This window comes from Staphylococcus sp. M0911 (genome assembly GCF_003491325.1).
Taxonomy (GTDB): domain Bacteria; phylum Bacillota; class Bacilli; order Staphylococcales; family Staphylococcaceae; genus Staphylococcus; species Staphylococcus warneri_A.
On sequence record NZ_CP022881.1, the window covers coordinates 1,765,277 to 1,786,892 of the forward strand.

Sequence of the window (21,616 nt, forward strand, 5' to 3'; positions counted from 1 at the left end):
ATGTCACGAAAAACATATGAAAAGATTGCCAACATCAATGGTATGTTTAATGTTTTAGAACAACAAATTATCCATAGTAAAGACATGGCTTTATTTAGAAATGAATTTTTCTATGTGAATCATGAACATAGAGAAAATTATGAAGCGCTACTTATTTATTATAAAGAAAGTAATCATAATCCTGTTGTAGATGGGGCTTGTTACATCGTAGCTCTTCCAGAGATTTTTAATAAGGTAGATATTTTCGAATCAGAACTGCCATTTTCTTGGGTATATGATGAAAATGGTATTACCGAAGAAATGAAAAGTATTAGCGTTCCTTTACAATATTTAATTGCCGCGGCACTTGAAGTAACGGATGTAACACTATTTAAACCGTCTGGGTTTACAATGGGAATGAACAATTGGAATATAGCTCAAATGAGAATATTTTGGCAATATACCGCAATTATTAGAAAAGAAGCTTTATAAAATCATAGATTACTTTAGGGAAGAAGACATCGAATTAATTGTCTCCTTCCCTATTTTATATCCAAAGGAGTTTGAATATGTTTAATAAAGTGACGAATGAACAAATGTTAGAAGATTGTTTTAAAATTAGAAAAGAAGTTTTTGTAAAAGAACAGCATGTTGCCGAAGATCATGAGATAGATGAATTTGAAGAAGTGGCAATACATATTATTGGTTATGTGGATGATTCTCAACCAATTGCAACTGCACGCATACGACTCTTAGATGAATATATAGGTAAAGTTGAACGCGTAGCAATTCTAAAAGAATATAGAGGCTTAGGGTTAGGTTTAAAACTATTAACTTTTGTTGAAACGATAGCTCGTGAACATCATCTTACCCGTTTGACAATGCATGCACAATATTATGCTACCCCTTTTTATGAAAAGTTAGGTTATATCACTTCTGGACGACCTTTTTATGAAGAAAATATTAAGCATATCGTTATGAATAAAAATATGATTACTTGATAACTTATCTTCACTATATCTTTTGTAATATTTCATTAAACTCAAATTAATAATTTCTATGAAATTACTTGCGTACCATCAATGTTTAAAGCCCTTACATCCCTACTATGGCAAATTTTTATAGGTTAAAATTCTATTACAAATCTGTTAAAAGACGTACACACTCCTTTTCTCATACTATAATTAATACAAATTCAAAAGATACAAGGAGTAATTATATAATGACGAAAAAATTCAATTACAAATTACCGTCAATGGTTGCAGTAACTTTATTGGGAACAGCATTTACGGCTCACCATGCAGATGCAGCAGAAACAGCACAAGATCAAACAAAAAATAAAAATGTACTGGATGACCAAGCAACACTAAAACAAGCTAACAATGCCAAACAAGAAGTGAGTAATCCTACACAAAATATTTCTGGTACTCAAACTTATCAAGATCCAACTAAAGTCAAACCAGTAAAAACTACTTCTACAGAAAATAATGATGCATCAATTAATCAACAGAAGACTGAAAATGCTTCTACTAATGAAAATACTAATGTAAAAGCTCAAACTACTGATGCGTCTAATCAAAATAATAATCAAATCAAAGAAAATTCAACTGTTGAGGAAACTCAGAAACAAGAAGAATCAAATCAAGCCCTTGATAACAATGAAAAACAACAATCTTCACAACAAAATTCAACTGAAGAAAGCAAACAAGAGGTTGCTCAACAAAATGCTAAACAAGAGACTCAAACAGCACAAGAAGAAACATCTGAGACTACAACTCAGAACCAAGCTCAACAACAAACTAATACAACTAATCAAAATGCTAAACAAACCGTTAAGGATAATGGTGGCTACAGATTAGATGATGATGAAGATGACGTAGACGATGAAGCTCATTCAGTTGAACCTTCACAAAAGACACAAGCAACTCAACAATCTAAAGAAAATGTTGCTACATCTTCTAATACTAAAACGCAGTCAGCAACACCTAAAGCTAACGAGTTAAAAGCTAATAACGTGGTAAATGAATCTGCTAAGGTTTCATCTACTCAGTCTAATGACAATGCTACTAAAGAAAATGCTAAACAAGTCACTACATTCAATTCAGTAGCTAAACCAAGAATGATGTATGCAACTGCTAATAGAGCAACTTCATCATTACCAAAGTATCAACCACAAGTGAAATCTTCTATTAATGATTATATTCGTAAAAAGAACTTTAAAGCACCACAAATCGAAGAAGATTATTCATCATACTTCCCTAAATATGGCTATAGAAATGGTGTAGGCCGTCCAGAAGGAATTGTGGTTCACGATACAGCAAATGAGAATTCTACAATTACTGGCGAAATCAACTACATGAAAAATAATTACAACTCAGCTTTCGTACATGCATTTGTAGATGGTAACCGAATTATTGAAACTGCACCTACTGACTATTTATCATGGGGTGCTGGTCCAAATGCGAATAACCGTTTTATCAACGTTGAAATCGTACATACACACGACTATGATTCATTTGCACGTTCAATGAACAATTACGCTGATTATGCAGCCACTCAATTACAGTACTATGGCTTAAAACCAAATAGTGCAGAAAACGACGGTAGTGGTACTGTATGGACTCACGCAGCAATTAGTAGATGGTTAGGTGGAACAGACCATGCTGATCCACACGGTTACTTACAACAACATAATTATAGTTATAACGAATTATATGATTTAATTAATGAAAAATATAAAATTAAAATGGGCCAAGTTGCACCTTGGGGTACAACAACTACTACAAAACCATCTACTGGTGGTACAACTACGAAGCCTTCTACAGGTGGTTCAACAACAAAACCATCAACAAATGATAAATTAACAGTTGCTGCTAATAGCGGTATGGCTCAAATTAAACCAACTAATAATGGTTTATATACAACTGTTTATGATAAAAAAGGTCATTCAACTAACCAAGCTCAAAAGGCATTATCTGTAACAAAAACAGCAACATTAGGTAATAATAAATTCTACCTTGTACAAGATTATAATACTGGTGAAAAATTTGGTTGGGTTAAACAAGGTGATGTTGTTTATAACACTGCTAAATCACCTGTTAAAGTAAATCAATCTTACAATGTCAAACCTGGTACTAAAGCTTATACAGTTCCTTGGGGTACTGATAAACAAGTTGCAGGTACTGTATCTGGTAAAGGTAACCAAACTTTTAAAGCTACAAAACAACAACAAATTGATAAAGCTATTTACTTATATGGTTCTGTTAATGGTGTAAATGGATGGATTAGTAAAAGTTTCTTAACAACACCATCAACATCTAATACAACTAAACCAACTACACCTTCTAAACCTGCAACTAACAGTCAATTAACGGTTGCTGCTAATAATGGTGTAGCACAGATTAAGACATCAAACAGTGGTGTTTATACAACTGTTTATGATAAAACAGGTAAATCAACTGACCAAGTTCAAAAAACATTAGCAGTTTCAAAAACAGCTACTTTAGGTAATGATAAATTCTACCTTGTACAAGATTATAATACTGGTAAAAAATACGGATGGGTTAAACAAAGTGATGTTACTTACAATACAGCTAAGTCCCCTATTTCTGTAAATAAATCTTATAATGTTAAACCTGGTACAAAAGCTTATACAGTGCCTTGGGGTACATTTAAACAAGAAGCTGGTACAGTATCTGGTAAAGGTAACCAAACTTTTAAAGCTACTAAGCAACAACAAATTGACAAAGCTACTTACTTATATGGCACTGTCAATGGTATCTCTGGTTGGATTAGCAAATATTATTTAACTGAGCCTACTGCTACAAGAACAGCACTTGCACAACCTAAAATGGCTATAAAGTCAAATGATACAACTAATAATGAAGCAGCTAAAGCTCAATCACCAACTAATGTGAATACAACACAAGCTACTAAACAAATTGGTCAAGTGAAAGCAAATAATACTGGTATCCGTAGTTCTGTATACGATAAAACTGCTAAGAGTGGTACTAAATATGCTGACCGTACCTTCACTATTTCTAAACAAAGAACCGAAGGCGATCAAACTTATGTATTATTGCAAAATACAGCTTCAAATACACCTTTAGGCTGGGTTAATATCAATGATGTTGACGTTCAGAACTTAGGTAATGAAGCAAAATTAACAGGTCAATATAAAGTTAATAATAATAACAATGGCCTTTATTCAATAGCTTGGGGTACTAAAAATCAACAATTATTACCTGCTAGCCAATTAGCAAATCAAACATTTAATGCTTCAAAAGCTGTATATGTTGGTAAAGAAAAATATTTATATGGTACTGTAAATAATCGTACTGGTTGGATTGCTGCTAAAGATTTAGAACAAGCAAACTCAAATAATCCAGCTACACCTTATAACTATACTTTCGTTATCAAAAATAACAATGGTCACTATTACGACGAACCAAGTGCTAAAAATGGCTATTCTTTAAAAACATATTTTGAGAAACCATTTGTAGTCATTAAACAAAAACAACAAAATGGTGTGACTTGGTATTATGGTAAACTTACTAATGGTAAATACGTATGGATTAAAGAAAGTGATCTAACAAAAGAATTAGTTAAATATTCAAATACAGGTCGTACATTAAATCAAATGGCGTCGATTCAAAATAACTTAAGTTATGGCCCACAGGTACAAAGAACACCTGGTGTATGGTCAAATGCGACATTTAGTGAAACTAAAAATGCCATGGATTCAAATAAACTTGCTAAAGATCCAGTTTCTAAATATCAATTTTTACGTTTAGATCAACCACAATATTTATCTGAAGCTACTTTAAATAAATTACTTAAAGGTAAGGGCGTTCTTGAAAATCAAGGTGCTGCATTTAGTCAAGCTGCTAAGCAATATGGACTAAATGAAATTTATTTAATTTCACATGCCTTATTAGAAACAGGAAATGGCCAATCTCAATTAGCTAAAGGTGCTAATATAACAAATGGTGCAGTTAATACACGTTCTGCAACTAAATATCACAATGTATTCGGTATCGCTGCCTACGACTATAATGCTTTAGGTGAAGGTGTGAAATTTGCTAAAGCATCTGGTTGGGATTCTGTTTCAAAAGCTATTATTGGTGGCGCTAAATTTATTGGCAATTCTTATGTGAAAGCAGGACAAAATACGTTATATAAAATGCGTTGGAATCCAGAAAATCCTGGTACACACCAATATGCAACAGATATTAATTGGGCAGATTCAAATGCACAAGTATTAAAAGGTTTATATGATCAAATTGGTGAAGTTGGTAAATTCTTCGATATTCCAAAATTCAAAGCTTAATTTAATACAAAATAACGGGTTAAATCCCTGATAAAAAGCCAGTAGATGAATTCATCTACTGGCTTATATATATTTAAATATTAAAAGAGATCACCCTAACCATTGTAAGATGATCTCTATTACAACAACATTGACTCCACGGTTATGATTAAATATAACTATGACGACTATTCAACTTATTTAATAGCTGGTTTAAATTCTCAATCTCACTTTCTGATAAACATTGGCAACGGGCTTCTATTAACTCACAACGCGCTGTATTGATCTGTTTAATAAGTGCACGTGCTTCATCAGTGAGTACAAGTTCTTTACATCTTAAATCTTCATGTGATTGATGACTTGTAATATAACCTTTCAATACAAGTTTCTTAATCCATCTTGAAACAATAGATTGTTCTCTACTCACTTTCATCGTTAAATCATATTGAGATAAACGATCATAATTGTACAATATACGTAGTAATTCTAATTGTTCTGATGTAATGTCTGTTCTTTGTCCAAAGCGTCGGTTAACTATATTTAAATCGTTGTTAGTAAGTGTGATAAGTTTTTCAAGTTGTTTATACATGCTGTTCTACTCCACTTTATTTAGTTGATAATATTATATGCTTTTTTTATAAGATATACAATAGAATTTTATACTACGGACAAAATCGTTGCATAATTGCCATAAAATATAATAAATTAAGTACAGTCAAACATGAAAAAAGGAGACATTTATATGCCTTCCATCAAGGAAAGGGATTATTTCTTTGATAATGCTCGAGCAATACTCATATTTTTAGTGGTGCTAGGACACCTATTGCAACCTTACACTTCTGAAGATAAATACTTATCTGCATTATATCTTGTTATTTATAGTTTCCATATGCCGACATTTTTATTTATTTCAGGATATTTTGCGAAAAATTTGGATAAACCCTATTATCTAGAACATATTGCTAAAAAATTATTATTACCTTACTTTATATTTTTCGCATTTTACTCAGTTTATTATTTCTTAACTGGTAAAAGTGATAGTCTACAATTGGACCCTTTCAATCCAGTCTTTGCATTGTGGTTCTTACTAACATTATTTTTCTTTCACGTTGTACTAGTGATCGTTAGAAGATATAATCCTATGATTGTGTTAGGAACATCTTTACTTGTTTCAATCTTTGCTGGATTCTCTGCTAATATTGATGAATATATGAGTATTTCTCGTACGATTGTATTTTTCCCTATTTTTTATTTAGGTCATTTATTTACTAAACAACAAAGTATGATAATTAGAAGTAAAAAATGGGTACCTATTTCTATTGTTGTATTTGTCCTTTATTTTATTGGGTATCTTATACATCCTATAAATGTAGATTGGTTGTTAGGCAGTTCACCCCATACGTCACTTGAACATAATGCTGAAGATGTATATAGTCCTCTTAAACGTTTATTACTCTATGCTGTAATACTAACTTCGATGTTTGCATTTTTAAATTTAACATCACAAAAGTTACGCTTTTACACTTATATAGGTAGTCGAACAATGTATGTGTATTTATTACATGGTTTAATTATCGGTATTATTCGTGGATTCGGACTATACCCATTCAAGTCTCCCGTTTCCATAATGACGTATTTGTTTTTAATAATAACATCAGGTGTTATTGTATATCTATTATCCAATCGCTTAATATGTAAATGGACTAATCCAATTATTAACTTGAAGCCCCCTTCTAAATTCAAAAGGTAAAAATCACTATAAAATTTTTGTTTTCATACCAAAATGTATTACTAAAAAATATGTTATGATAGTAATAATTTGAAAGAATTATATGACTATTCAAACAATTACAGTACTATATTTTGGTATTTTTTAGAGGAGTTAAGATAAATGAAATTACAATTGAACGAGCAATCTAAATTTTTAAGAGCGCCTAGTATTCGTCAATTTTCTAATCGTATGCAACACATTGATGATTGTATTAATCTAACCATTGGGCAACCTGATTTTTCTATGCCTGATGTTGTTAAAAAAGCTTATATCAAAGCTATCGAAGACAATAAAACTACATATTCTCATAATAAAGGTTTACCTGAAACCAGAGAGGCAATCAGACAGTACTTTAACAATAAATATGGCTTTAACTATAACGTAGATGAAATCATCGTTACCAACGGGGCTAGTGAAGCATTAGATACCGCATTAAGAAGTATCATCAATCCAGGTGATGAAATATTAATTCCTGGACCAACTTATGCTGGTTACATTCCTTTAATACAAACTTTAGGGGGTAAACCTGTATTTATTGATACATCTGCTTCTGCGTTTAAAATCACACCCGAGTTAATCAAGCAACATATTTCTGATCAAACTAAAGCGATTTTGCTTAATTATCCAACTAATCCTACAGGTGTCACCCTATCCAAGTCTGAAGTTGAAGTTATTGCAAAAACTTTATCTGATTATGAGATATTTATTATTAGTGATGAAATTTATGCTGAAAATACCTTTAATGGTCAACATACTTCATTTGCTGAATTTGACATTATTAGAGATCAATTACTACTTATAGGTGGCTTAAGTAAATCACACTCTGCTACGGGCATTCGTATAGGTTTCCTAATGGGACCAGAATATTTAATTGAAAAGTTAACATTCATGCATGCTTATAACTGTATTTGTGCTAATGTTCCTGCCCAACACGCGTGTATCGCTGCATTAACTGAAGGCTTAGAAGCACCACAACATATGAACAAAGCATATATAGAACGTCGAGATTACTTAATCACTACATTAAAATCATTAGGATTTGAATTGAATGCTAAACCCGAAGGTGCCTTTTACATTTTCCCAAGTATTAAAAATTACACAGAAGATGATTTTAACTTTTGTGTCGATGTTTTAGAAAAAGCGCACGTCGCTATGGTACCTGGTTCATCTTTCACAGATATCGGTAAAGGCCATGTTCGTATTTCTTACGCTTACGATATGGCTTTACTTAAAGAGGGCATGCAACGTTTAGAAACGTATTTAAAAACGTATTACCCTAATCAATTTGCTTAATAAATAAAAAACCACTTGTAGTTATATAGCGATGCATCCATCATCGATTTATAACAAACAAGTGGTTTTATTATGAGATTCTATGGGAATTTAGGGAATTGGTCAAAGTCTGGGTCACGTTTTTCTTTAAATGCGTCACGACCTTCTTTAGCTTCATCAGTTGTATAATAAAGTAAAGTCGCATCGCCTGCCATTTGTTGTAAACCAGCTAAACCATCTGTATCTGCATTCATTGCAGCTTTTAAGAAACGTAAAGCAGTTGGTGAATGTTTCATAATATCTTGACACCAAGCAACTGTTTCATCTTCTACTTTGTCTAATGGTACCACTGTATTAACTAAGCCCATGTCTAATGCTTCTTGTGCATTATATTGGCGACATAAGTACCATATTTCTCTTGCTTTTTTGTGTCCAACGATTCTAGCTAAATAGCCTGAACCATAACCAGCATCAAATGAACCTACTTTTGGACCTGTTTGACCAAAAATCGCATTGTCTGCTGCAATAGTTAAATCACATACAACATTTAATACGTTACCGCCACCGATAGCATAACCACGAACCATTGCTATAACTGGTTTAGGAATAACACGAATTAAACGTTGTAAATCTAAAACATTTAAACGAGGGATTTCGTCTTCGCCAACGTAACCACCATGTCCACGTTTCTTCTGATCTCCACCTGAACAGAATGCTTTATCTCCTTCTCCAGTTAAGATAATCACTGAAACATTTTGATCATCACGTGCACGTGAAAATGCATCAATCATTTCAGCCACTGTCTTAGGTGTGAATGCATTACGTACTTCAGGACGATTAATAGTTACCTTTGCAATACCTTCGAAAAATTCATATTTAATTTCATCATATTCTCTAAGTGTTTCCCACTGTCTAGTCATTTTGCTCCTCCTTTAAAAAACCTAATATCATTGTATCAAATTCCGTGCTATCTTCCACATGAATTGTATGCCCAACATTAGAAACTATTGTTTTTCTGCTATTAACAATTGAGTCTTTCAATTTTTGTGCAATTTTTACAAACTTCGCGTCTAGCTCTCCTGCCATAATATATGTTGAAATATCGATTTGTGATAGTAATGACCATAGATTAGGCATCTGTCCTGTACCATAATCTCGTAATGCTTTTGCTAAACGATGAGGATCTTGACTCATTCTATTATTCCGAATTTGCTTTTTAACTGATTTTTCTAAGTTATATTGTGATTGGAACAATGGTAATCTTTCCCAATCATTGACAAATATTTCTAAACCAGCTATTTCTAATACTTTCGCTCTTGCAGCATCTACTTGTTGTCTCTCAATTCGATCTTCTTCACTTTGAATACCCGGTGATGTGCTTTCTAATATTAAGCCTGCAAGTTCTATCGAACCATGCAACGCATAATATAAAGCTACTCTACCTCCCATTGAATAACCAAATAAACATAACTGATATTGTTGATATTCAGATAAAACTTGATTTAATGCTTGATTGATATAATCAAAGCTCCATTCTATATCCATAGAAGTTTCATCTTTTCCGTGACCTGGTAAATCAATGACTAATACGTTAGTTTGTTCTGTTAGCTTATCAATATGATTATCGAAGGTTCTGCCATCGCTAATAAATCCGTGTAACATAACTAACAATTGCTTGGAAGATGATTTTGATTGATAAAAATTATGATATAACATTAATCATTTCACTCAATTTCTTATATAAAATTTGATGTTGTTGTAAATTATCTTCTCTATCGGTGATGACTTCATAAACATTCGAACCTAATTTAGATAACGATTCAAATTTAAAATCAGTTAAATGATCAAATCGCTTAAAATTAAAATCATATAACAATGCCGCATGTTCAAAATCTAAGCCAGTTGGTGTTCCGAATAATCTCTCGAAATATTCTGCTGCTGATGCTTTTTGCGGTAAATATGAAAAGATACCACCACCATCGTTATTTAATAAAACTATGTTTAAATGTATGTCATTAATTTTAGACATAAGTAAGCCGTTCATATCATGATAAAAGGCTAAATCACCAATGAGTAACGTAACATTTTTATGTACTGCCATACCTAATGCCGTAGAAACAACACCATCAATACCATTCGCGCCACGATTAGCATAAATTTCCGCTTCATTATCAAATAGTAAATTATCGATATCTCTAATAGGCATACTATTACTTACAAACAAAGCATCTTCATTAGTTAATTTAGAAAGCAATGTGCCGACATAGGCCGCTTCATCAGTGGCATGTTGTAGAAAATCATTGATTTCAATTCGAGCTTGTTTTTCTAATGATTGCCATTGTTGTAACCATGCTTTTCTGTCTATTGTTCTTTCTTCCATTAGTGATCTGAAAAAGTCATTAGCCGATATTTCGTATGACACATCTGGCGGTACAGGGAAAACATCAATTTTATCATTATTTTGTACTAAAATTTGAAATGCTGTAGTCGTTTTTAGCCATTGATTTAACTTTTTAGAAATAACCGGTTTACCAACTCTGATTACGAAATCAACATCCCAATCCATACCTGCTCGATATAATAAATCATAGGTTGTGATGACATTAGGATGATTATGTCGTCTTAACTGGCTTAATGGGTCTGCCAACACAGGTATATCGAAAACCGTTGAATAAGTTAGAATTTGATCTACTTCTTGATGTTGCATATCTCCAACAATGATTAGACCTTTAGGCTTTTCAATTTTATCCTTAATAGGATCAACATGTACCATTTTTTGATAATGAGGTAATGTTTTTGTTTCTGATTTCAATAGATCTTTTCTATCTAAATTAGGTGTTAATGGTTCTCTAAATGGCATATTAAAATGTATCGGCCCTTTATGTGGTCCATAAAGATACTGACTTGCGATTTGCATTTGATAATGTATCGTATCTAGCATATTGGTTGTGCCATCAGCAATTGGCATATCAAATTGGAAATTGACATAATTACTGAACATATTTACTTGATTAATTGCTTGTGGTGCACCTACACTTCTTAGTTCGTGCGGTCGATCACTCGTTAATACAATGAGTGGTATTCGACTAATTTGACTTTCTGCAATTGCTGGAGTGTAATTAGCCGCTGCTGTACCAGATGTACATAAAATAGCGACGGGTCTTTGACTACCTTTGATTAAACCTAATGCAAAAAATGCTGCACTACGTTCATCCGGATGAATCCACGTTTTAATATTTGGGTGTGCTTCTAACGCAATAGCTAATGGCGTCGAACGTGACCCCGGGCTAATAACAACTTCTCTCACACCATAAGCATATAGTTCTGATGCAAATGTAAAGACTTGTGTCGTTAAAGCTTCATTTTTATTACTCATGTTTATCTACTCCTAAAGCATTCATCATTGGTGAAAATTTCACTGCTGTTTCAGCAATCTCACTATCTGGATCAGAATCTTTAACTATGCCACATCCAGCAAATAGTGTTGCTTGATCACCTTTTATCAACATAGATCGAATTGCTACGATAAACTCACAATCATCATAGACATCTATATATCCTACCGGTGAACCGTATAAACCACGTGTGCCAAATTCTTTTTGTTCTATAAATTCTAGTGCTTCATCTTTAGGATAACCACCTAACGCTGGTGTAGGATGCATTCGATCAATTAACCCAATATAAGACTGTTCTTTTAAATTACCTTCTATTTTTGTAAATAGATGATACAAATGGTCATTTTTTAAAATGTTTGGTGTTTCATTGTAGTATACATCTTCAACATAGGGTTGAATGTCATTCAATATACTCTCAACTACAATTTGATGTTCATTTAAATTCTTTTTATCGTTTAGAAAAGCTTGTATGTTTGCTTCATCTTCTTGTTCATTTTGAGAACGTTTAATCGTACCTGCTACTGCTTTGGTTGAAAGCACTTGATTTTCAACCTTTAATAATTGTTCAGGTGTTTGTGAGAAGAACACAGATTCATTAGATTCAAGTAAGAAGATATAACTGTTTTTTTCATTCTTTAATGCTCTAGTTAAAATATATGGAATGCTAATCTTTTTATCAAATTTTATTAATCTTCTACGTGCAAGTACAATTTTCTTAGAATAGTCAATATGATCAATCGCTTCTTGTACTAAATCTCGCCATTCATCTAAATAGATATCCTCCATACGTGTAACATTTCCCAGGTGATCATCTTCTGTATCAACATTGGCTTGTTCCAAATCATTTACTAATGACTTGAATGTCTCCATATCAAATGTACTTTTTTCAGTTGTATAAGTTACAAATGTTCGTTCGTTTTCTGTAGAAATCAATACCTCAGGTAACACAAAATGATTTAAACCATATGCTCGCCATTCATCATCAGACTTATGTTTTGAAAATTGGAACCCACCACACAAACGTAAATGATGTTTCTCATAATCTGGATGAATTAATTCTATATCTTTTTTTAACGTTTCCCATTCTTTAAAGATAGACTGTTTATTTTCGAAATCATTTTCAAATTTTCGAATCGCATGATAACCGAAATATGAAGACTGATTGTCATTTAATCGCAAATAAAAACGATCACCTGCTTGCGATTCAGTTATATGAAATAACTTACTTGGATCTAACTGTTTTTCTATCTCTACTTCAACGGAGACCCAATCCTTAGAACTTCCATATAGCTTGTCGACAATCTCATCTTCTCTTACGTTAACAGTCATTCATCTCACTTCTTTCTTCTATATTTACTCATTAGTATATTGTATCATTTTTCAATACCAATTTTGGTGTGAATTGCTTAATAATCACATGCAATTTTTCACGTGAATTGACCTTTATTCATAATTACTTTAAAATATCAATGTTAAAACTAAAAAAATTAAGAGGTTATAAAAAATGTCAGATCAATATCAACAATATTCAACGGTTAAAAAGTATTGGCAATTGATGAGACCTCATACCTTAACTGCCGCAGTTGTGCCAGTACTAGTTGGTACAGCGTCAGCTAAATTATTCCTACTTGGTAGTGAAGATCATCTTAAATTTAGTTTATTCTTAGCCATGTTAATTGCTTGCTTATTAATCCAAGCAGCTACAAACATGTTTAATGAATACTATGATTTTAAAAAAGGCTTAGATGATCATACTTCTGTAGGTATCGGTGGTGCAATTGTACGAAACGGTATGAGTCCTAAACTTGTGATGAATATCGCAATTGCTTTTTATATTATCGCAGCTTTACTGGGTATATTCCTAGCTTTCCATAGTTCATTTTGGATTATTCCAATAGGCGTTGTTTGTATGGCAATTGGTTATTTATATACTGGTGGACCAATGCCAATTTCATGGACGCCATTTGGCGAATTATTCTCAGGCGTATTTATGGGTATGATTATCATCTTATTAGCCTTTTTCATTCAAACAGGTAATGTTCAAGGACTAATCATTTGGTTAAGTATCCCTATCGTCATAACGATTGGCCTTATAAATATGGCTAACAACATTAGAGACCGCGTCAAAGATAAAGCTAGTGGACGTAAAACACTACCTATTTTACTTGGTAAACGCGCCTCAGTTATCTTTATGGCAATAATGTATATCGTTGCATATGCGCTTGTAGTATTTACAGCCTTATTTAAATCTGGTGGATCATTATTCTATTTATTAGTTTTATTGTCATTCCCAATGCCAATTAAAGCTGTAAGAAGATTTAACAAAAATGATACACCTGCAACAATGATGCCTGCCATGGCTGCTACAGGTAAAACAAATACTATTTTCGGTTTATTATATGCATTAGGCATTTATATTAGTGCGTTGTTAGGTGCAATTTAATGACATTTAATTACTCGGCAATGATAATCAGTCATTGTCGAGCTTTTTATTGCATAATCATATGTCTATATAAATGACCATAAAGATCTATATCACTCACAGTTTTAAACCCTAATTTTTCATATAATCCTAACGCTTTTTCATTATCATAATCACAATTTAAGCTCCATTTTTTCTCAGAGTACATCTCAAGGAGATAAGTCATTAGTTGTGTAGCTATACCTTGTCCTCGATACTCGGGAAACGTAGCGACAGTTTCAATATACATCTCATCGTCCGCTGCTTCTTTCACTGGTAAAGGCGTCCCATATTTACGGATATCTTCATCAAGCGGTAACTTTAACCAATTTTCCTCATAATCAAGTTCATGTTTACCATCATAAGCAATGACACATCCTGCAACTTTGCCATCCACTTCATAAACCCAAACATTTTTATAATAACTTCGATATTCAACATTCACAACACTTAGCTCTAGTATGTTCATCAATCGTTCTTTACTAATTTCATTAACTATATCTAATTCCATATCTTCCCAAATCATATAACATAATTCAGCGATACGCTTATTATCACTAGGATGCGCTTGTCTAATCATCATATATCCTTCCTTAAAATATGTCTTAATTTCATTATATAGAATCTACGATATAATATAAATCAAAGGACCTACCTCATATAGATTTTAAAAATTTCGGTGGTAGAATTGAATTATTAGAAGGACTATCTAAAATAGATTTATAAGTTTGTCATGTACTTAAATCTTTAAACGATACATTTTATCTTTAGGAGGCAATCATAATGAGAGTTAATAAAGTCATTTATATATTAGTAGCTATCTTTTTAGGCGGTATTGGTGTTCATAAGTTTTATGCTGACAAAGTTGGACAAGGTATTTTACATCTTGCCTTCTTTTGGACTGGTATTCCAAGTATTGTGGCTATTATTCATGCTGTTATTGTCGCTTTTACTAAAAAGGCTGACAAAGATGGCTACATTGTTTTTGAATAATAATATTTACCCTATTCTAACGATTTATCTTCCATTCACTTTTAAAACATAAAAAACTGGGTATATTATATCTATCAAGTAAAAGCAAAAGGGAGACATAACCATGATGAACATTATTAAACGTGTAGTAAGATCGCTTATAACAGGTTACATTGTTAAAATTATCCGTGATTTGATTTCAGGTAAATCAAACGGTAAAAAATAAAGAACGCTTTATCAAAATTATCGCTCGTCAATGTATTTATTACTATTGATGGGCTTTTTTATATAAATGGTCATTTAATAAAGACAAAACCTTCCATTCGTTATATAATAAGATAAATTTTATAAGTATTATAATTTTTATTAGAAATTTAAAGTCTTTTATTCTTAATTACTTATGAAATTTACTTTTTTATTTTATAACAATCTGGAGGTCAGTCTATCAATGAGATTTGGAATTTTATTAATTAGATGGATGTTAGCGACATCTTTTTTAGTACATGGTACTTTAAAATTTGTAGACCTAGAAGGTACGATACATTTTCTAGGTTCATTAGGTTTACCCCCACTACTTGCTATTTTAATGTCAATTGGTGAAGTTGTTGGAGGTATCTTCTTGATATTTGGGATTTTAACACCGTATGTTAATGTTTTCTATATTTGTGTGATGTTAGGTTCCATATTCACCTTAAAGTTAACCCGAGGATACGTTAGTGGTTATGAGTTCGAAGTAATTCATATCGTAATGAATGTAGCAGTGATGAGCAGTTATAGTTGGAAAAAGTGTATACAATTTTACTAATCATTTTATTTAATATTAACAGACTTTTGTAAGTATCTTATCACTTTAGGAATACAGCTTGAGTATTGCATTGATATTATAATAATAAACACCATGATTTTAAATCAGCCCTATGGTTAGATTCTAATTTCATGGTGTTTTTATACTATGATATTCAATTATCGCCTAGCCTCATAGTTGGCTTGCTACTATGTTCAATGTATTTCGTTTTAAAGGTCTCACGCACTAAAGAATCTTAACTCTTCGTAGTACATGTTATAAAAAGGAAGTCAACTCTTGATAAGTCAAAAATTAGTAGAAAAAATAAGCCTAGAATGGATTAAAACCATTCTAGGCTTATTTATAGTAACGAAGGGACTATCCATTCGCATTAAATAAAGTGTGTTGACCATATATTGACCAAAATATATTAAACAAACTTAAACGGATTTTTAACAAAATAAAAAAGAACGTTGATTTAACAACGTTCTAGGTAGTTTAAGTAAATCAGAATTAAACTGATTTTTACTATAAAACGGAAACGGAGGGATTCGAACCCTCGCGCCGCTCTCGCGACCTACACCCTTAGCAGGGGCGCCTCTTCAGCCAACTTGAGTACGTTTCCATGGCTCCACAGGTAGGACTCGAACCTACGACCGATCGGTTAACAGCCGATAGCTCTACCACTGAGCTACTGTGGAATAATTAAATTGCAGTGCTTTCTCTATCAAGCACAAATATTATTATATCAATTTTACGTAATTTATCAAGAGATAACTTAAAAAAATATACGGAACATTTACACTATATTAATATAACGTTCCGCATATTTTAAATTTCATCATAATTTATTTATCTACAAATAGCGAATAACGTGATAATGCTTCAAAAATGTTTAGTGAGGATTTTTCATAATCGATAGGTTTATCGGGGTCATTAGATTTCATACGGGATTGTTTATCTACCATATAATAAAAGAAGATTGCGTTCGTATACTGATGCCATAAACTGTGGAATGATACATTTAGGGTAATGGTTTCATTGTTTGCAAATATGATTTTACATTTACGATGTTTTAATTCTTTAATAGACTCAACATAATGCATGTTAATCCATAAATTTTCTTCTTGTCGATCTGAATGAGTAGGAAAAAAGTAAGTTGGGAATAAAGGAGTTAATAAAATTGGGGGTTTACTAGAGATACCTGTAATTCGATTGGTTTCAGCCTTTTTACTTAAATAATTGTTGCCATAAAATTTACATGACCTCTCAATAATCTTCTGAACTTTAAATGGACTTTGTAGGACTGTCTTATCAAACCGAATAATTTCTGAACCATTTGGTTGATTTTGATCATCATAATTAGGCCTAATCACCATGTCTCCCTTTCTAATTACGTATATATTCTGAGTTGTCATTGGGAAAACCTCGCTTTATTAAGTTTTATTATCAATTCTATTTTATAGAACCAATAATATGTTTTTTATTTTATAAGAAAAATGTCAAAAGTCAAGTTATTCTTAAAGTGTAATATGGTACATTTTTTCGCATAAAATGTCAGAATATTCATTGATTTCAAAATTTAAAAAATGTATAATATTTATATATTAAATTCAAACGAAAGGTCGAGATCCCTATGAATCATAATACAAATGTGAAACATACGACACTTGAAGAATTTGTAACTACGGTTAATGATTTAGGCGTTGAACTAGTCATTGATGAAGCACTTAGAGAAGTTAGAAAAAAAGAATTGAAATTACTAATTGATGAAGCTTTAGTAAATAAAGATGAGAAAGCATTCAATGAGTACACGACAGAATATAAAAATTTGGAGGCATTTCTCAGTGAATAATTTAGATTCGAGTCATTCAAAATAAGGTCTATTCCCTACTAAAAAGTTAGAGAATAGACCTTTTAATTTATTAGACATTAAGACATTAATCTTAATATTTCATTTTTATCTATATCACCAAAATAATAATATAAGTTATAATTTGCCAATGCTTCTTCTAAATGGTTAAAGTCATGAAGGCACCCTTCTAAGGCATGTTCTAAATCACTAATATCCCCTTCACCAAAGAAATCACCGAAGATTTTTGCATGTTCAATTATACCTTTTTTCACATCAAATTTGACTTGAATAAATCCTTTCTCGAATTTTTCTTCTCGTTCAAAATTATATTTTGGATTTTTACCATAATTCCAGTCCCAAGTACGGTATTTTTCATTACTTAATTTCTCGATATTTTTCCAATCTTCATCAGTTAATACATACTCTTCAACTTGTTGTTCACCAAATATTGATTTTAAAATGATTTGTTTAAATTGGTCAATATCTATAGACTCTGTTAAAAATTCTTCAATATTAGCCACACGTTTTCTAACAGATTTAACACCTTTTGATTTAATTTTAGCTGGATTAACTTTCAATGCATTTTGAACTTCATCAAGTTCACTGTTTAGCATTAATGTTCCGTGACTAAACATTCTATCTTTAACTTTAACCATTGCATTTCCTGAAATTTTAGCAGCACCAACTTGAATATCGTTTCGTCCTGTCATTTCTGCTTCTACGCCCAATGATTGTAAAGCTTGAACGATAGGTTCTGTAAACTTCTTAAAGTTATGGAAGCTATTACCATCATCATCTGTAATAAAACTAAAGTTTAAATTACCTGTATCATGATAAACTGCACCACCGCCAGAGATTCTACGTACAACATCTATACCTTTTTCATCAACATATGATTTATTGACCTCTTCAATCGTGTTCTGATTTTTACCAACAATAATGGAAGGTCTATTTACATAAAATAAAAAATAACTTTCTTCTGACGGCAGATTTTTTAATACATATTCTTCCATAGCTAAGTTAAGTGTTGGATCAGTTATATCATTATTACTAACAAATTTCATAACAAACGCTCCTTATAGATTCTCTATATATGCCCTTACTTTATTTATGCACAATTTACATTTAAAATTCCAATTATTTACTCAATAATGACAAAATTTTCATAATTTATGCATTAATTCTAAGCGTTTTTAGTGTTATTAGTTTATTTGTAGTGTTTTTTTTAGTACAATATAGTCTAGCTATGAATTAAGGGAGGACTCGAAATGACTGTTGCAGAAGTAGGTAATATCGTAGAATTTTATGATGGTTTAAGAGGCCGAGTTGAAAAAATAAATGATAACTCAGTTATTGTAGACTTAACAATAATGGAAAACTTTAACTCACTAGACTTACCTGAAAAAACGGTTATTAATCATAAACGTTATAAAATTGTTGAACAAGAAGGTTAGTTGTAATGAAAAAAGTTTCGAAAGCTTTATTATGGTTTATAATTAGTTTCATAGTTTTTCATGCCATTTTATTTGTTATGTGGGGTGAACATCAAGAATATTGGTATTTGTATACTGGAATTATGCTAATAGCTGGTATTAGTTATGTATTTTATCAACGTGATATACATTCTAAACGGTTATTAACATCCATAGGTATTGGGATTATTGCCAGTATTATTTTAATCATTATTCAATTGATCTTATCACTCATGACGTCTGAACTAACTTATGCTTCATTAATAAAAGAATTAGCCAAAACTGGTGTACACTGGAAATGGCAAATGTTAGTAACATTAGCATTCGTTATACCGTGTCATGAATTATATATGCGCACTGTTTTACAAAATGAGTTAAATAAGTACAATTTGCCGAATTGGTTATCTATCTTAATCACTGCAATTTGTTCAAGCTCTCTATTTATATATTTAGATAATTGGTGGATAGTACTGTTTATTTTTATAACTCAATTACTACTGTCAATTAGTTATGAATATACAAGACGTATTGCTACAACATCTATTGCACAAATTGTTGCTATTATTCTTTTATTAATTTTTCACGGATAATTTTTAGAATATTAAATGATTAGAAAATAAATATTTAAAGTATAAGTTTAGAGCTCCAAACCATGTGTCCTTACATGATTTAGAGCTCTATTTATTTTTTAAAGTAATTATTTCGACACATACGTTAATTAATATGAAGGTGAAATGATATCGAATTACTTAATCACTTTAAAATTATTTATTAATTCAATTGAATAGTGCTTATCTGATAAATTTTTGGCAATTAGTGTACTCATTGTACTTTCACTAGTTTGATGAATAATAGCATCTTTTAAATATGCTTGATAGTTTCTATAACAATAATCAGTCATATTTATTCTATATAATCCATTTAAATCAATACCATCTAAAGTTACCCGGTTAAATGGTGCTTGATTCATGTCAATGGTATAGTTAAATCCTTGCCAAAATGTACATAACGTTTCATCAATCAGTGTAGATTTTAAAGTGTCTGATTCAAATTCAAGATATGAATATGAAAATTCTAATATATCTTTAATACATTGCCCTTTAATTGTTAAATCAACAGGTTTATCTGGATATGGGTACGCATCATATAAAACTCTATTCGTTATGACGCCGTCTAGTCCTTCTTCACCATTTCGTGGTATATGTACACAACTAATTTGATAATTATAGGCTAATCTAATGCTATCATGTAATAATTGAGCAAAAGGATGTGGTTGTCCAACTAACTCTGCTAAATCTTTAACTGGTGCGTTTATTTCAGTTTCGTTTATCTCTTCGCCTGCCCAATGTTCAACTGCTTTTCGATCATAATACGTGACATTAAGTAAATCTTCATCTTCATCATAATTATTCAAATCAATGACTTCAGGTAAAATTTCCTCAACCTCATAGGTATTAGTTCTTTTTTTAAATCTAATTTTCACATGCACGAGTTCTTCTGCATTTTGTCCAGCTTGTACATAAACTGTTCCATGATCTTGACCAACTAAAGTTTGATGCTGATGTGCTGTAATGATGAGATCTATAACCCCTAATTCCTCCATCAATACTTCAGCTTCATTGACATTTACCTCGTGTTTCTTATTAGATTTGCTAATTTTGTCTAATCCACCATGATATATCACTATTAAAAAATCTGGTTCTTCGATTTCATGTATATATCTAATCCATCTTTTAGCTGATAATAATGTTTTTTCAATACTCACATCTTCTTCCATCTCTGCATATTCATTTTTCATAAGGCCATCAGCTGTTAATCCTACTATTGCAATTTTTAAATTATCAAAATGTTGAATAGAATATGGTGTTGAAAAGTATGGTTCTTTCGTTTTGATATATTCTATATTAGCCGATAACCATGGAAATCTAGATAATGCAACAGAACGCGTTAAAAATGACAATCCAAATTTAAATTCGTTAGGGCTAATACCACTAGCATCATATTGCATGGCATTCATTAACTTTATCATTGGATGGCGCTTATATGGTGCAACAATAGCATAATAAAATGCTGCTAATGACCCTGCCAAACTACCGCCACTATCTAATAAGATTACATTTTGATTATTGTCTCTTACTTGTTTAACAAAAGTTCCGGCACGATATATATTTGAGCCATAATCTCCGTTTAAAAAATGACTATGCATATCAGAAGTTGCTATGACATCTACATCGATATTCTCATTTCTCTCCATCTCAACACACCTCTCATTATGGTTAGTTTAACATGTATTTTTGTTTAAGTGATATCTCTTTGGATAGATAACTTATTTTATCAACAATAATAC

At 31.6% G+C, this 21,616-nt stretch carries 21 protein-coding genes and 2 tRNA genes; 12 read left to right on the plus strand and 11 right to left on the minus strand.

The genetic code is table 11. From position 1 onward, the window contains the following. The 3 genes from ssp1_RS08505 (at window position 1) to ssp1_RS08515 (ending at window position 5,308) form a co-directional block, all read left to right on the plus strand. Window positions 1-471, plus strand: coding sequence for a DUF2538 family protein (locus tag ssp1_RS08505; RefSeq protein WP_002450730.1), 471 nt, complete (start codon window positions 1-3; stop codon window positions 469-471). Between the two features lie 77 nt (window positions 472-548). Further along, window positions 549-980 (plus strand): GNAT family N-acetyltransferase, encoded by a 432-nt coding sequence (locus ssp1_RS08510; protein ID WP_075778629.1) that lies wholly within the window; start codon window positions 549-551, stop codon window positions 978-980. A 221-nt stretch (window positions 981-1,201) separates the two neighbouring features. Continuing rightward, entirely contained in the window at window positions 1,202-5,308 is a 4,107-nt protein-coding gene (locus ssp1_RS08515; RefSeq protein ID WP_075778628.1) for a GW dipeptide domain-containing protein, read from the plus strand. A 148-nt stretch (window positions 5,309-5,456) separates the two neighbouring features. Here ssp1_RS08515 and ssp1_RS08520 read toward each other — a convergent pair whose 3' ends face one another. After that, entirely contained in the window at window positions 5,457-5,876 is a 420-nt protein-coding gene (locus ssp1_RS08520) for a MarR family transcriptional regulator (protein ID WP_002450733.1), read from the minus strand. A 153-nt stretch (window positions 5,877-6,029) separates the two neighbouring features. Here ssp1_RS08520 and ssp1_RS08525 point away from each other — a divergent pair, with 153 nt between their 5' ends. Further along, window positions 6,030-7,037 carry an acyltransferase family protein gene (locus tag ssp1_RS08525; RefSeq protein WP_107536164.1) on the plus strand — a complete coding sequence of 336 codons (1,008 nt, stop codon included), beginning with the start codon at window positions 6,030-6,032 and terminating at the stop codon, window positions 7,035-7,037. Between the two features lie 141 nt (window positions 7,038-7,178). Then, window positions 7,179-8,351: an aminotransferase class I/II-fold pyridoxal phosphate-dependent enzyme gene (locus ssp1_RS08530; protein ID WP_075778626.1), complete on the plus strand. Its 1,173-nt coding sequence runs from the start codon at window positions 7,179-7,181 to the stop codon at window positions 8,349-8,351. Between the two features lie 80 nt (window positions 8,352-8,431). Here ssp1_RS08530 and menB read toward each other — a convergent pair whose 3' ends face one another. From menB to ssp1_RS08550, 4 genes are read right to left on the minus strand one after another with little or no spacing between them, the layout of a single operon-like run. Next, window positions 8,432-9,250, minus strand: a complete 819-nt coding sequence (gene menB / locus ssp1_RS08535) for a 1,4-dihydroxy-2-naphthoyl-CoA synthase (RefSeq protein ID WP_002450736.1) — start codon at window positions 9,248-9,250, stop codon at window positions 8,432-8,434. Then, window positions 9,243-10,046, minus strand: a complete 804-nt coding sequence (menH, locus tag ssp1_RS08540; protein ID WP_075778625.1) for a 2-succinyl-6-hydroxy-2,4-cyclohexadiene-1-carboxylate synthase — start codon at window positions 10,044-10,046, stop codon at window positions 9,243-9,245. Before menH ends, menB begins: the two co-directional genes overlap by 8 nt. After that, window positions 10,033-11,706, minus strand: a complete 1,674-nt coding sequence (gene menD, locus ssp1_RS08545) for a 2-succinyl-5-enolpyruvyl-6-hydroxy-3-cyclohexene-1-carboxylic-acid synthase (protein WP_049423518.1) — start codon at window positions 11,704-11,706, stop codon at window positions 10,033-10,035. The genes menH and menD overlap by 14 nt, the downstream gene beginning before the upstream one ends. Beyond that, entirely contained in the window at window positions 11,699-13,054 is a 1,356-nt protein-coding gene (locus tag ssp1_RS08550) for an isochorismate synthase (protein WP_075778624.1), read from the minus strand. The genes menD and ssp1_RS08550 overlap by 8 nt, the downstream gene beginning before the upstream one ends. 175 nt (window positions 13,055-13,229) lie before the next feature. Here ssp1_RS08550 and ssp1_RS08555 point away from each other — a divergent pair, with 175 nt between their 5' ends. Continuing rightward, entirely contained in the window at window positions 13,230-14,168 is a 939-nt protein-coding gene (locus ssp1_RS08555) for a 1,4-dihydroxy-2-naphthoate polyprenyltransferase (RefSeq protein ID WP_075778623.1), read from the plus strand. A gap of 46 nt (window positions 14,169-14,214) precedes the next feature. Here the strand turns inward: ssp1_RS08555 and ssp1_RS08560 are convergent, their stop codons facing one another. Then, complete coding sequence (locus ssp1_RS08560) at window positions 14,215-14,766, minus strand: GNAT family N-acetyltransferase (protein WP_075778622.1); 552 nt, start codon at window positions 14,764-14,766, stop codon at window positions 14,215-14,217. A 203-nt stretch (window positions 14,767-14,969) separates the two neighbouring features. Between ssp1_RS08560 and ssp1_RS08565 the strand changes: the two genes are divergently transcribed. The 3 genes from ssp1_RS08565 to ssp1_RS08570 all read left to right on the plus strand — a co-directional run bounded on the left by ssp1_RS08565 (window position 14,970) and on the right by ssp1_RS08570 (window position 15,963). Then, window positions 14,970-15,179, plus strand: a complete 210-nt coding sequence (locus ssp1_RS08565; protein ID WP_002450742.1) for a TM2 domain-containing protein — start codon at window positions 14,970-14,972, stop codon at window positions 15,177-15,179. A gap of 103 nt (window positions 15,180-15,282) precedes the next feature. Then, window positions 15,283-15,384 (plus strand): SAR1012 family small protein, encoded by a 102-nt coding sequence (locus ssp1_RS12125; protein ID WP_253187594.1) that lies wholly within the window; start codon window positions 15,283-15,285, stop codon window positions 15,382-15,384. A 222-nt stretch (window positions 15,385-15,606) separates the two neighbouring features. Next, entirely contained in the window at window positions 15,607-15,963 is a 357-nt protein-coding gene (locus ssp1_RS08570; RefSeq protein ID WP_075778621.1) for a DoxX family protein, read from the plus strand. Between the two features lie 515 nt (window positions 15,964-16,478). On the opposite strand, the gene ssp1_RS08575 is transcribed toward ssp1_RS08570, so the two are convergent. From ssp1_RS08575 to ssp1_RS08585, 3 genes are all read right to left on the minus strand, one after another. Further along, window positions 16,479-16,567 (minus strand) — tRNA-Ser (locus tag ssp1_RS08575). A gap of 1 nt (window position 16,568) precedes the next feature. Next, window positions 16,569-16,643 (minus strand) — tRNA-Asn (locus ssp1_RS08580). A 147-nt stretch (window positions 16,644-16,790) separates the two neighbouring features. Further along, complete coding sequence (locus ssp1_RS08585; protein ID WP_049425458.1) at window positions 16,791-17,360, minus strand: competence protein ComK; 570 nt, start codon at window positions 17,358-17,360, stop codon at window positions 16,791-16,793. Between the two features lie 218 nt (window positions 17,361-17,578). Between ssp1_RS08585 and ssp1_RS08590 the strand changes: the two genes are divergently transcribed. Then, on the plus strand, window positions 17,579-17,797 hold the full coding sequence (locus tag ssp1_RS08590; RefSeq protein WP_002450745.1) for an IDEAL domain-containing protein: 219 nt from the start codon (window positions 17,579-17,581) through the stop codon (window positions 17,795-17,797). 77 nt (window positions 17,798-17,874) lie between these two features. Here the strand turns inward: ssp1_RS08590 and lplA are convergent, their stop codons facing one another. After that, entirely contained in the window at window positions 17,875-18,861 is a 987-nt protein-coding gene (lplA, locus tag ssp1_RS08595) for a lipoate--protein ligase (RefSeq protein ID WP_075778101.1), read from the minus strand. Window positions 18,862-19,065: 204 nt separating this feature from the next. On the opposite strand from lplA, the gene ssp1_RS08600 reads away from it, so the two are divergent. Then, on the plus strand, window positions 19,066-19,251 hold the full coding sequence (locus ssp1_RS08600; protein ID WP_002450747.1) for a YkvS family protein: 186 nt from the start codon (window positions 19,066-19,068) through the stop codon (window positions 19,249-19,251). A gap of 5 nt (window positions 19,252-19,256) precedes the next feature. Next, window positions 19,257-19,859, plus strand: coding sequence for a CPBP family glutamic-type intramembrane protease (locus ssp1_RS08605; RefSeq protein WP_002450748.1), 603 nt, complete (start codon window positions 19,257-19,259; stop codon window positions 19,857-19,859). Window positions 19,860-20,014: 155 nt separating this feature from the next. On the opposite strand, the gene ssp1_RS08610 is transcribed toward ssp1_RS08605, so the two are convergent. Next, window positions 20,015-21,523, minus strand: coding sequence for a bifunctional metallophosphatase/5'-nucleotidase (locus ssp1_RS08610; protein ID WP_075778100.1), 1,509 nt, complete (start codon window positions 21,521-21,523; stop codon window positions 20,015-20,017). Window positions 21,524-21,616: the final 93 nt, after the last annotated feature.